Annotated in this window: 13 protein-coding genes; 12 read left to right on the plus strand and 1 reads right to left on the minus strand. The window is 43.9% G+C overall.

The genetic code is table 11. The features are described 5' to 3' along the window. The first annotated feature begins 535 nt into the window (after positions 1 to 535). Positions 536 to 1,870, plus strand: a complete 1,335-nt coding sequence (locus J2Z69_RS00225; RefSeq protein WP_209858150.1) for a replication-associated recombination protein A — start codon at positions 536 to 538, stop codon at positions 1,868 to 1,870. Positions 1,871 to 2,153: 283 nt separating this feature from the next. Here the strand turns inward: J2Z69_RS00225 and mnmA are convergent, their stop codons facing one another. Next, positions 2,154 to 3,305: a tRNA 2-thiouridine(34) synthase MnmA gene (gene mnmA / locus J2Z69_RS00230; protein WP_209858151.1), complete on the minus strand. Its 1,152-nt coding sequence runs from the start codon at positions 3,303 to 3,305 to the stop codon at positions 2,154 to 2,156. 211 nt (positions 3,306 to 3,516) lie between these two features. Between mnmA and cymR the strand changes: the two genes are divergently transcribed. The 11 genes from cymR to mltG all read left to right on the plus strand — a co-directional run bounded on the left by cymR (position 3,517) and on the right by mltG (position 13,020). Beyond that, entirely contained in the window at positions 3,517 to 3,936 is a 420-nt protein-coding gene (cymR, locus tag J2Z69_RS00235) for a cysteine metabolism transcriptional regulator CymR (RefSeq protein WP_209858152.1), read from the plus strand. 242 nt (positions 3,937 to 4,178) lie between these two features. Next, positions 4,179 to 5,330, plus strand: a complete 1,152-nt coding sequence (locus tag J2Z69_RS00240; protein WP_209858153.1) for a cysteine desulfurase family protein — start codon at positions 4,179 to 4,181, stop codon at positions 5,328 to 5,330. A gap of 80 nt (positions 5,331 to 5,410) precedes the next feature. Further along, complete coding sequence (locus J2Z69_RS00245; RefSeq protein WP_209858154.1) at positions 5,411 to 5,932, plus strand: PRC-barrel domain-containing protein; 522 nt, start codon at positions 5,411 to 5,413, stop codon at positions 5,930 to 5,932. A gap of 15 nt (positions 5,933 to 5,947) precedes the next feature. Beyond that, positions 5,948 to 6,157 (plus strand): hypothetical protein, encoded by a 210-nt coding sequence (locus J2Z69_RS00250; RefSeq protein WP_209860374.1) that lies wholly within the window; start codon positions 5,948 to 5,950, stop codon positions 6,155 to 6,157. Positions 6,158 to 6,358: 201 nt separating this feature from the next. Continuing rightward, complete coding sequence (locus J2Z69_RS00255; protein ID WP_209860376.1) at positions 6,359 to 7,402, plus strand: AI-2E family transporter; 1,044 nt, start codon at positions 6,359 to 6,361, stop codon at positions 7,400 to 7,402. Between the two features lie 349 nt (positions 7,403 to 7,751). Beyond that, complete coding sequence (gene alaS, locus J2Z69_RS00260) at positions 7,752 to 10,376, plus strand: alanine--tRNA ligase (RefSeq protein WP_209858155.1); 2,625 nt, start codon at positions 7,752 to 7,754, stop codon at positions 10,374 to 10,376. 137 nt (positions 10,377 to 10,513) lie between these two features. Further along, positions 10,514 to 10,774: an IreB family regulatory phosphoprotein gene (locus J2Z69_RS00265; protein WP_209858158.1), complete on the plus strand. Its 261-nt coding sequence runs from the start codon at positions 10,514 to 10,516 to the stop codon at positions 10,772 to 10,774. 29 nt (positions 10,775 to 10,803) lie between these two features. After that, positions 10,804 to 11,220, plus strand: coding sequence for a Holliday junction resolvase RuvX (gene ruvX / locus J2Z69_RS00270; RefSeq protein ID WP_209858160.1), 417 nt, complete (start codon positions 10,804 to 10,806; stop codon positions 11,218 to 11,220). Positions 11,221 to 11,232: 12 nt separating this feature from the next. Then, positions 11,233 to 11,544 (plus strand): DUF1292 domain-containing protein, encoded by a 312-nt coding sequence (locus J2Z69_RS00275; RefSeq protein ID WP_209858162.1) that lies wholly within the window; start codon positions 11,233 to 11,235, stop codon positions 11,542 to 11,544. Then, positions 11,513 to 11,839: a DUF1292 domain-containing protein gene (locus J2Z69_RS00280; protein WP_342591541.1), complete on the plus strand. Its 327-nt coding sequence runs from the start codon at positions 11,513 to 11,515 to the stop codon at positions 11,837 to 11,839. The genes J2Z69_RS00275 and J2Z69_RS00280 overlap by 32 nt, the downstream gene beginning before the upstream one ends. Before the next feature lie 128 nt (positions 11,840 to 11,967). After that, a complete protein-coding gene (gene mltG, locus J2Z69_RS00285; RefSeq protein ID WP_245338896.1) occupies positions 11,968 to 13,020 on the plus strand; it encodes an endolytic transglycosylase MltG in 1,053 nt (350 codons plus the stop codon). Positions 13,021 to 13,026: the final 6 nt, after the last annotated feature.

The raw sequence follows: 13,026 nt of genomic DNA on the forward strand, positions 1-13,026 counted from the left end.
CATTGCCGTGTCCTCCTTTCGTAATTTGGAATTCTTATTTTCTTAACTATATTGATTTGGCTTCCAGTGACTTTGAGCATGCAGATTAAGTTGTGAACACCGTATGGCTGACGAAATAACGTAACTTGTTCATTCTCAGCACCTCTTTTCCGGAATATGTATTTTATGTTAAAAGCATAGCGCATTTATAGTCTTAATTACAACTTGGGATTTCCTTCTTCACGTTTATAAAAAGGGAGGCCTTGCGGCCCCCTGGAATGAGCCCTCGCGATTTACGCGAAAGCCACCTCGTATACTGTGATCAATTTGACCAGCCTCCTTTCCTAGTTACATCTTGTCGGCCCGACATCTATATTAACGCATAGGCACCGAAAGGATGAAAGTGAAAGAACAGTTATAAGTATTCTTTACGAGCTAATTAGACCATAAGGCAAACGTAAGTTCGGAATTGCAGTGCGCATATGATAGAATAATAGGGTCATGGATGAAAGAATGACGAGAAAATGAATGATTTTTACAAGGAGGACAGCTGAACATGGATTTATTCTCCTATGGTCAAGAACAGAATCCCAGTACACGCCTGCTTGCGGACCGCATGCGGCCGTCAACACTGGATGAATATATAGGTCAGGAACACATCGTGGGCCCGGGTAAGTTACTACGCCGAGCGATTGAAGCGGATCAAGTCTCCTCGATTCTTTTGTATGGTCCTCCCGGATGCGGCAAAACAACGCTGGCTCATATCATATCTCGCCATACCCAAGGTGAATTCATCCGGCTCAACGCGGTGGATGCCACGGTGAAGGATGTACGAGCGGTTATAGAAAAAGCTCAAAATGATAAAGCACTCTACGGAACGAAGACAATTCTATTTCTAGATGAGGTGCATCGATTCAATAGTTCAAGGCAAGATGCACTACTTCCGGCTGTGGAAAAAGGAACGATTACGTTCATTGGGGCGACCACCGAGAATCCATTTCATTATGTGAATGGAGCTTTGCTAAGCCGATCGACGCTGTTTCAATTGGAGCCGCTGGGGAAGGAACATTCGATGATTGCGATGCAAAGGGCTTTACAGGACGATGAGAAGGGCCTTGGGTATTTGAAGCTCATTGCGGACGAAGAAGCGCTCACGCACATTGCTTGGGTCTCGAACGGGGATATACGCCGGGCTTTGAATGCACTTGAATTGGCAGCTATGACCACTGCTCCTGAAGGGGATGGCACCATTCATATTACGATGGATGTTGCTGAAGAATCGATTCGTAGACCCATTGTAAAAGCGGACGAGTCTACTCAATACGATATTTTATCCGCCTTTCACAAGAGCATCCGAGGCTCCAGCGACGCCGCACTTTTTTGGTTTCTTTATGCCGTTGAGAAGTTAGGTATGGACCCAATGACCTTCATTCGCCGCCTCATTGCCGCAAGTAGCGAAGATATTGGGTTAGCTAATCCACAAGCTATGGTTCAGGCAACGAGTGCGCTAGATGCCTATCGGAATAACGGGTGGCCTGAAGCCAAATTGAATATTGCTCAAGCGATACTTTTCGCAGTAGAAAGTCCGAAATCTAATGCCGTATATACGGCCATTTCCAATGCAATGAGCGCTATGGATCAACTTCAACATGCCGAAGTACCTTTGCATTTGAGAGACGGGCATTATAAGGGAGCAGTAAAGCTCGGACATACAGGCTACAAATATCCTCATAACTATCCGGGTCACTTTGTAGAACAGCAATACTTGCCTAACGAGTTAGGCAAAATGGTTCTATACCAAGCGTCACAGCAGGGAAATGAGATTAAGATTAAGCATAATCAGGAACTTCGGCGGAAAATAATTAGAGGTAATAAAAACGGTGAGGAATAATATATATTTATGTATAATTATGTAAAAGGGACTTTTGGCTGATTCCTCCCAGCAATAAGCCCTATATGAGACGAGCAGTAAATCGTATGTTCATTGCAGTGGGCGGAATGGAAAATGTGCAGGTATGATTCCAAAATTTCTCCTCTTACGTGGACAAATTGAAATTTAATATATCATGAATACTTAGGTGCCAATCGAACTTACCACTTCAAAAAAATACGCGCAGAAACACCCTCGTTAAGTATAATAAGGGTATTTTTGCGCGTGTATAATGTGTAACTATTTATTTACTTACCTTTAATTGCGGATAAGTATATGGCACTTTATCTACGAGATCGATCGTTCCGCCGCCAAGGCACTGTTCCCCTGCATAGAAGACGACTGCCTGTCCCGGTGTAATCGCCTTTTGAGGGTGGTCAAATGCAACGTGAATCGACCCATCTTCCCTTTGCGTAAGCGTAACGCCTTGATCCGGCTGTCTATAACGGAATTTTGCTGTGCATTGGAATGGTTTCGCTAGCAAATCATCGCCACTTGTACCCTTACCCTCAATCCAGTTCACGCCGCTTGCTGTGAGTCCCGTAGAATATAGGCTTTGATGTTGATCACCTTGAACGACATATAGAATGTTCCGCTCCAGATCTTTATCCGCTACGAACCAAGGTTCTCCATTGCCTGAACCCCCGATGCCTAGCCCTTGGCGTTGACCAAGCGTATAGTACATTAGACCATCATGATTACCCTTTACTTCGCCCGTAGCGACATCGACCATCTCTCCCGACTTGGCGGGAAGATATTGACTGAGGAATTCACGGAAATTCCGCTCCCCGATGAAGCAGACCCCTGTGCTATCTTTTTTCTTAGCTGTATAAAGTCCCGCTTCTTCTGCAATTCTACGAACTTCCGGCTTAGGTAGATGACCAATCGGGAACATGGTTTTGGAGAGTTGATCTTGGTTCAGTGCATTCAAGAAATAGGTCTGATCTTTGTTATTGTCTACACCGCGGAGGAGTTTGAACATCCCATTCTCTTCAATCACTCTCGCATAATGGCCCGTAGCTACATAGTCTGCACCGAGGTCCAGCGCTTTGTTCAAGAATTCTCCAAATTTAATCTCCCGATTGCACATGACATCTGGGTTAGGGGTGCGGCCAAGCTTATATTCATCCAAGAAATAGGTAAATACTTTATCAAAGTATTCCTTCTCGAAGTTAACGGAATAGTAGGGAATATCAATTTGTTCACAGACTCTTCGCACATCTTCTGAATCTTCTTCAGCGGTGCAGTGTCCGAATTCATCGGTATCATCCCAATTTTTCATGAAAATACCAATGACATCATAGCCCTGTTGCTTGAGCAGTAGTGCTGTAACGGAGGAGTCTACACCACCGGACATGCCTACGACGACGCGAGTTTCGCTATTAGATTTCGACATGTATATCACTCCTGTAGTTTGGATGTAAATTACTGTAAAAAAAGACAGGTCTCAAAACCGTGATTTGTTTCCATAACCCTTGCGGGTATGTTACGATAAGCATAGATCAAAGATCGGAATACGGCGGTATACAATACCCTCGACTTCTCACTATTATAGGTCAAAGATCAATTATATAAATATTTAGCGAAAATTGAAAGAGGTGGCTTTCTTGAAAATATCGACAAAAGGACGCTATGGATTAACGATAATGATGGAACTTGCAGCCCGATTTGGTGAAGGTCCCACTTCCTTGAAGAGTATTGCGGAGAAAAATCAACTATCTGAACACTATTTGGAGCAACTGATTGCCCCGTTACGTAATGCAGGTCTTGTAAAAAGTATACGTGGTGCCTATGGTGGTTACATTTTATCTAGGGAGACTACAGAGATCACTGCGGGTGACATCATCCGAGTGCTAGAGGGCCCCATCTCACCGGTAGATTTTACCGAAGAAGATGATCCAGCTAAGCGTGACTTATGGCTGCGTATTCGGGATGGAATTGCAGACGTTCTAGATTCCACAACACTGGACAACCTAGTGAATTATGAGGATCAGTTAGCGAAAGAGAACTATATGTTCTATATCTAGTCTCAACGATGAAGATCAGAAGGCTCCCATGCGGGAGTCTTTCTTCGTTCCATTTATAGGAAAGCAAGAGGTTGACAGTGGTACATTCTAATTGCTCATTTTGACTATTACGTATAGAATAGTCTTTCACAGCTATTTGTGAAATGAAGTTCGTAGTGCTCAAACTTACTAATGAAGTTATACATATGGTGCTAGATAATTTAGAGGTGCTAGATATTATAGCGTAAGGGTGGCATTTGAAGATGAGAAATATTTATTTGGATCATGCAGCTTCCACACCTATTCATCCTGAAGTAGCAAAGGAAATGCTGAGTGTCATGCAGACCCAATTTGGTAATGCTTCGAGTATCCATGCGTTCGGCCGTAAAGCAAAACGTACTGTTAACGGGGCTCGCGATCAGATTGCTGCTGCGCTCGGCTGTCGCTCGGATGAGCTGGTGTTGACTTCTGGGGGTACAGAAAGTGACAATCTGGCCCTGTTCGGGGCGATTAAAGGGGGACGTAATAAAGGTCGGCATATCATAACTACTGAAATTGAGCATCATGCCGTACTGCATACTTGCGAGGAATTAGAACGACAGGGATACGAAGTCACGTATTTACCTGTGGATAGTCATGGAAGAGTACATCTCAATCAAATTCAGGAAGCAATCAAGGATGATACAGCGCTAATCAGTGTGATGTATGCCAATAATGAGGTAGGTACCATTCAGCCCATTGAAGAGATCGGTAGACTAGCGCGGGAGCAGGGTATTCTTTTTCATGTGGATGCGGTTCAAGCGCTGGGTTCCCTACCTATCAATTGCCACGAACTACCCGTAGATTTGGTGAGCTTCTCTGCGCACAAAATTAATGGACCGCAAGGGATGGGAGCCCTTTATGTGCATAAAGACGTAGCTCTGGATCCGTTATTATTCGGAGGGTTACAAGAACGCAAACGCCGTGCAGGTACAGAGAATTTAGCAGGAGCTGCCGGATTTGCTAAGGCGATTCAGCTTGCAGTAGCCGAGCTTGAAGCAAAGCATGTGAGAGACGAACAGATGCGCAGGACTTTCCTAGATTTGCTTCGCTCGCAGATTGGGGAAGAGCACTATGTTGTCAATGGAGATCCGGATCATAGACTTCCTCATATCGTAAATGTAAGCTTCCCAGAATGCGGCACAGAGACAATGCTGATGAACCTGGATATGGATGGAATTGCAGTGGCTAGCGGCTCAGCATGTACGTCGGGTTCCTTAGAGCCTTCTCATGTCCTAGCTGCTATGCACCTTCCCCAAAATCTTTTAACCACAGCGATTCGTTTCAGCTTTGGTTTGGGTAATACTAATGAAGAACTGGAATACACTGCCCATAAAATTGAAACCATTCTTCAACGCATTCGTAGTAGGAGATAAGGTCTTTCACTTTTATTCGTAACCGGCAGGGAGCGTGTTCCGTATTATAGGTTATAAAAGTACTAGGAGGGATCCGGGACATGAGACTACAAGAGTTGATTGGTTTGTCGGTGTTCGATGTAGAGGAAGGCAAGCAAATCGGTAAAGTCCTGGATGTTCTGCTGAGCAGCGAATGGGAACTAGTGGCTATTGAACTTGAAGGTAAAGGCTTGTTCTCTTCAACGATTAAGGCAGTACTATGGGATGATATCGTAGCATACGGTGAGGATGCCGTAATGATTCGTAATCAACAAGCTATCCGTAAGATGGAAGCTGAGAATATACAGCAAACATTCGTCCTCGGGAATAACAAAGTCAAGGAGCTTCAGGTATTGACGAGCGATGGGGTTATGATTGGACATGTAAGCGATGTTTATTTTAACCAAGAAGTGGGAAATACAATAGTAGGATTTGAAATAAGCGATGGGTTTATTTCAGATTTGATGGAAGGCCGGAAATGGCTGCCTTACACGGCCGGGATGACTCGGGGTGAAAGTGCAGTAATTGTGCCTCCACTTAGTGAAGAGCGTCTTGAGAAGGGCGTATATACTGCTAACGAATAGGTGTGATACGATATGATGAAATGTCCAAATTGCAGCTCCAAAGATATCGGTAAAATCGGCTCTCACCAATTTTATTGTTGGGGTTGTTTCATTGAACTTACGGTAAATGGAGAAAAAATGTCTGTCTATCAAGTAGAGGAAGACGGAACACTTAGTTCACTGGATGATTTATTCTTCAGTGATGACATGCCTCAAGACTTCCCGCATATTCATGCTTCCTCGTAAGGTATACATATGAGGCCAAGCTGCCTAACATGACTATCCTATACAGATTTCCTTTTTAAGGAGTTCTGATCTAGGGTAGTCTTTTTGCTTTTGTGGTGGTCTAACTGATTATTTTAGACTTTCTGCGCATATACTCTTTACAAAGACAGGCTGTATGTGCGAAAAGGAGGGAAAGGCGTGGAACCATTCTGGAATCATAAGATGTTCCGCTATGCCCTTTGGCTGTTATTGGGACTGATCATCGCCTATTTTTTCTGGCTGCTTCGACCAGTAATTATGATTATCTATGCGTTTCTTAAAGTCATTTTTGCTCCATTTCTCATTGCCTTAATTATTTCCTATGTCCTAAATCCGATTGTGAACATGTTGGGTGCGCGTAGAGTGCCAAGGACTATAGCGGTACTGTTAATTTATGCTGTGTTTCTGACGAGTCTGGGGATCATTCTAGCGAACATGATTCCTCTATTTATGAATCAGTTAGAGGAATTAGGAGAACATTTACCTGAACTGACCCTACATACGCAGCAGATTATGGATAGTTGGGATGCTACTCTTTTACCTAAAGGCGTTCGCATGGGGATGAACAATTATTTCGTGCAATTCGAACAGAAATTAGCGGGTGGCATTTCACATTTTCTTAATAACATTGGAACGACGATCGGTGTCATTTTCAACGCTTTTATCGTCCCTTTTCTTATATTCTACATGTTAAAAGACTTCGAAGTATTCGAGCGAATGATCATCACGTATCTACCGCATTCACGCCGCAAATCAATTGTGATGTTATTTAAGGAGATCGATGAAGCTCTGGGGAGCTACATTCGCGGCCAATTTCTAGTCTGTCTTATTATCGGAGTGCTGGCTTATGTAGGTTATATGATTATTGGGATGCCTTACACCCTGCTCTTGGCAAGTGTGGTCGCCGTTTGTAATATCATTCCGTATTTAGGTCCGTTTCTGGGTGCGGCGCCGGCTATCATTATGGCTTCTACGATATCTTGGAAAATGGTGCTGATGGTGGGCCTCGTGAATTTAGCTTGTCAGTTGCTAGAGAGCAATGTGATATCTCCACAAGTGGTGGGCAGAACCCTACATTTGCATCCGATGTTTATTATTTTTGCGTTACTGGTTGGCGGGGAGATTGGAGGAATTCCGGGACTTATTCTTGCCGTTCCCTTCTTCGCTGTCATTAAGGTAATCATTCAACACTTTTATGCGTATTACTTGCGCCGTAAGACGATTTAGTGATAGATTGACAGGCCTTATATGGGCTTATATACTGAACTATGATTAAGTTTACAGCAGAACACGTTAATGAGATCAAGTACGTCTACACTTTGAATTGTCCAGAGAGAGGTTCCTTCATAATACTTTGTTATTTTGATGGGTGAGAGAACCTGAATGATAGGTGGACCGAAAGCTAATCTCAGAGTGCGGGTAAATACCGCCGGTTTGCACCCGTTATGAAGCTAATCAAGGAGATCGTTCATAGCTTAGCTATAACGATAACCAGGGTGGTACCGCGATTCGATTCGTCCCTGTATTTAACAGGGGCTTTTTTATATTTTTAGATATTTTAAGGAGGATTTCTTTTATGAAAGCTAATGAAATACGTTCCAAATGGCTTCAATTCTTTGCTTCTAAAGGGCATGCAATTGAGCCTAGTGCATCGCTTGTTCCTCACAATGACCCTTCCTTATTGTGGATTAATGCCGGTATGGCGCCACTTAAGGCCTATTTCGACGGCCGAGTGAAACCAGAGAACCCACGTATGGCGAACTCACAAAAGTGTATCCGTACCAATGACATTGAAAATGTCGGCAAAACGCGTCGTCACCATACTTTTTTTGAAATGTTAGGGAATTTCTCGATTGGAGATTACTTCAAAGAAGAGGCTGTGACTTGGGCATGGGAGTTCTTAACCGACCCCAAATGGATTGGCTTCGATCCTGAGCGCTTGTCAGTTACCGTATATCCGCAAGATGAAGAAGCGTACCGAATCTGGAATGAGAAATTAGGGTTACCTGCTGAACGTATCATTAAGCTGGAAGATAACTTCTGGGACATCGGGGAAGGACCATGTGGACCTTGTACGGAAATCTTCTATGACCGGGGAGATGCATACGGAGATTTATCAGATCCAGAATGTTACGCGGGTGGCGAGAATGAGCGCTTCCTAGAAGTGTGGAACGTGGTATTCTCCGAATTCAATCACAACAAAGATGGCAGCTATACGCCGCTTCCGAACAAAAATATTGATACGGGTGCAGGACTTGAACGTTTTGCTTCCATTCTGCAAGATGTGGATTCCAACTTCGATACAGATATTTTCAAGCCGATTATTGCTAAGACAAGTGAAATTGCCAAAGTGGCCTATGGTTCATCCCCTGAACATGATGTGGCTATGAAAGTGATTGCGGATCATATTCGTACGGTTGCTTTTGCTGTAGCAGATGGTGTTCTTCCATCTAATGAAGGTCGGGGATATGTCATTCGCCGTCTGCTTCGCCGAGCTGTTCGGTACGGAAAAATGCTTGGACTGGGTCGTCCATTTATGTTCAATTTAGTAGATATCGTTGGCGAGATTATGGGTGAATTCTATCCAGACATCGTCACAAAACGTGAATTTATTGAGAAAGTAATTCGTAATGAAGAAGAGCGTTTCCATGAAACGTTAAGTGATGGACTAGGCATTTTGTCTGCGATGAGTGAAGAAGCAAAGGCAGCTGGCCGTAAGATGATTCAAGGGGCGGACGCTTTCAAGCTGTATGATACGTATGGTTTTCCGTTAGATTTAACGGAAGATTATGCAGCTGAACAAGGTCTTACTGTAGACAGGGATGGTTTTGAGACAGCGATGCAAGAGCAACGGACGCGTGCCCGCGCAGCTCGGCATGATAATGCAAGTATGAAAGTTCAGGGCGGGGTATTGTCTGACTTTACGACTAAAACGGAATTTGTTGGATATAATGAGCTTGCTATAGAAGCTAAGATTATGGCTATTATTGTGGATGATCAGTTCGTTGATATGGTGTCTGAAGGTCAGAGCGCTCAATTGATTTTGGATGTGACGCCTTTCTATGCAGAGAGCGGCGGACAAGTCAGTGACCAAGGTTCTATTCGTAATGATGGTGGACAAGCTAAAGTGGAAGGATTGTTCAAAGCACCGCATGGACAATTTGTTCATGTAGTAACAGTCGAATCGGGTGAGCTGCATACAGGGACATCCGTTCATGCAGCAGTAGATCGTTCACTGCGTGGGGACATCATCAAGAACCATACGGCAACCCATTTACTTCACAAGGCCTTAAAAGAAGTGCTCGGTGGTCATGTCAATCAGGCAGGATCTCTTGTAGAACCTCAGCGTCTAAGATTTGACTTCTCTCACCTAGGAAGCATTACCCCGGAAGAGCTAGTGGAGATTGAGAAGAAGGTAAATGAGCAAATCTGGAATAGCCTAGATGTTGTCATTGAGAATAAGGCAATTGATGAAGCTAAAGCTATGGGCGCTATGGCCCTATTTGGAGAGAAATATGGTGATATCGTACGTGTCGTTCAAGTTGGATCTTACAGTTTGGAGTTATGCGGGGGTATTCACGTATCCAATACTTCGCAGATTGGACTTTTCAAACTAATAAGTGAAAGTGGCATAGGCTCTGGTGTACGCCGGATTGAAGCTGTAACGGGGCGACAAGCTTACGAGTACATGGATAGTCAAATTGATGTGCTCAAACAAGCAGCAGGCTTATTGAAGTCAAATGTAAATGAGGTACCACGCCGTGTCGAATCTCTCCATCAACAACTTAAAGATCTAGGGCGCGAGAATGAATCGCTTCAAAGTAAACTTAGTGTGATCGAAGCCGGAGAATTAACGAGCAAAGTACAAACCGTAGGTAGTACTCAAGTTCTGGTAGCCCGCGTACAAGCAGGCAGCATGGATACACTTCGAACATTGGCTGATGAACTAAAAACGAAGTTGCCTGATGCAGTATTGGTCCTTGGTGCGGCTGTAGAAGATAAAGTGAACTTTATCGTCGCTGTCCCTCCTGTAGAAGTAAAGCGCGGGCTTCATGCCGGCAAGCTTGTTAAAGAAGTGGCAACACTATGCGGTGGAGGCGGCGGAGGTCGTCCTGATATGGCGCAAGCTGGAGGGAAGGATGCTTCTAAGCTGGATGAAGCTCTGAAATTAGCCGAACAATTGATAGCATCAGGGGCCTAATTTTATTCACAAATTAGATGGGTACAGAGCCTGAATTATTTCCTTATAGAACATGGAATATGTTATAGTGAAGTAGGCAGGCTCTTTAAACCATGGCTATGCTGCAGTATAAATGTTTGAAGAATTGAGGTGTCATCATGGATTCCATGGATAAGACTGTTAAGTTTAACGTCAAGGGCGATGAGCAAGAGGCGTCAGCGCAGGAAATTCTTCTCACGGTATATGGGGCACTGCAGGAGAAAGAGTACAATCCGATCAACCAGATTGTCGGTTATCTATTGTCGGGAGATCCGGCGTATATACCGCGTCACAACAATGCAAGAAGCTTAATCGGTAAAAAGGAACGCGATGAACTGATTGAGGAAATGGTAAGATATTACCTTGCTGGTCATCGGTAAGGTTCATACGGGTTTATAGGAGAGCTTTAATGAGAATTATAGGTTTGGACTATGGAGACCGCCGGATTGGGGTAGCCGTAAGTGACGCTTTTGGCTGGACAGCTCAAGGCCTTGAGGTAATTGAACGCCGTGGGAATGGAGCTGAACACACACGTATTGCGGAACTTGTTCGCGAATACGATGTGACAGAAGTTGTTGTCGGTCTTCCTAAGAATATGAACGGTACGGTGGGTCCTCGTGGTGAAATATGCATAGCTTTTGCCGAAGAACTAAGGCAGGCTCTGGCTTTACCTGTTCACCTTTGGGATGAACGACTAACAACCGTCTCGGCTCAGCGGACGCTGATTGAGGCAGATGTCAGCCGCAAAAAACGCAAGCAGGTCGTGGATAAATTGGCTGCGGTCTTCATATTGCAAAATTTTTTGGATTCTAAGAGTATAAGGTGAGGGTGATGGCAAATGGCTAACGATCGCGTGAATCAAGAAGAAGAACCGGAAATTATTTATATCCCTGATGAAGAGGGAAAAGAAGAAGAATTCGAAGTTATTATGAAATTCGAAGTAGACGGTTCTGATGCTAAGTATATGATGGTCGTTCCGATGGATTCCGATGAAGATGACGAGAGTGAAGAAGTGTACGCCTTCCGTTATGAAGAGGATGGCGACGATCTTAAGCTGTACACGATTGAAAGTGATGAAGAGTGGGAGATTGTTGAAGAGACTTTCAATACCCTACTAGATGAACTGGATGGTGAAGGTAAGAATGACTGAGTATTCATTAGACAAAGTCGTTTATACATCATGTGTGCAAGAAGCATTTGGTCCAATCGTGGAATTACAGGATGAGAAAGGACACGCTTCATATTATCGCATTGAGAAGGAATTCGATATTGCGGGTCAAGCCTATGTAGTTCTCCTTCCGGATGATGAAGGCAAAGCTGAGGAACCTGAAATCCTCAAGATTGTAACCTCACCAGAGGGTCAATTGGAGCTTGTAACGATTGATGATGATGATGAGTGGGAAAACATTTCTGAACTCTATGATGAACTTAGTTTTCCTGAATAAATATCCAAGTTAGAATAGATGCGTTCAGCATCTGCTGAATGCACCCCTGTTCTTGAAGCTATAGCATGTCTACAAAAAGAGCGGAGCCTACCGCTCTTTTTGTATGGTACAGAGGAGTTGAAACCTGGTTGAAGAAATTGTTGAAGGTCCTGCTTGCCCTCATCATCGTGTTCATCATCCTTGTGGGCGGCGCCGCGGCCTATGTCTACACTCAAATGCAACCCGTCAAAGTAAGCACCTTATCGAAGAAACTTACACTGGATAAAGGTCTAGGCACAGCCAGCATTGCGGACCGCCTGGAGCAAGAAGGCGTAATAAAAAATGGATTATTGTTCAAGGTGTATCTTAAAGTAAAATCACAAGGTAGCCATTTTCAAGCGGGAGTCTATGAGATGAATCCTGGCATTACGTATGATCAGATTATAGACAAGCTAAATCATGGTGACATTGTAAAGGCAGCAATGATGAAGTTCACGATTCCGGAAGGCTATACGATTAAGCAGATTACTGAGAAATTAAGTCAGGAACACGATGTTGATTCCGCGAAATTTCTAGCCCTTGCTAAGAATCCTGAGGGGATAAATAGTCCTCTTCTAAAGGAGATTCCTGCGGATAACAAGCGGTTGTATCGACTAGAAGGTCTTCTTTTTCCAGAGACGTATGACATGAAAAAGGGAAGTACCGAAGCAGAGATTATCACAAGAATGCTGAACGAGACGCAGTCCCAGTTGGATTCCATACCAGATTTCAAGGCAAAGCTTGAGACAAGCCATAAGTCACTGAATGAATTGCTCACCGCTGCTTCACTGATTGAAAGAGAAGTTGTAGCCGATCCAGAAAGAAGTCGGGTTGCGAGTGTGATTGATAATCGGCTGAAAGATGGCATGAAGCTTGAAATTGACGCCACTGTACAGTATTTGTTGGGGAAACCTAAAGAACGTCTAGTGAACAGTGATCTGAGAAAAATAGATAATCCATATAATACGTATATTTACAAAGGACTACCACCTGGGCCTATTGCAAGCCCTAGTCTGAAATCGATTGAAGCGGTGCTGAACCCTGAGATCACAGCGTATAAATTTTACGTGACGAAGAAGGATGGCAGCCAAGAACATTTATTTGCGAAGACGTACGCAGAACATCTTGTAAATATTAAGAAGAGTCAAGAAACAGCTAAATAAAGGTGT

This window comes from Paenibacillus shirakamiensis (genome assembly GCF_017874255.1).
Taxonomy (GTDB): Bacteria; Bacillota; Bacilli; order Paenibacillales; family Paenibacillaceae; genus Fontibacillus; species Fontibacillus shirakamiensis.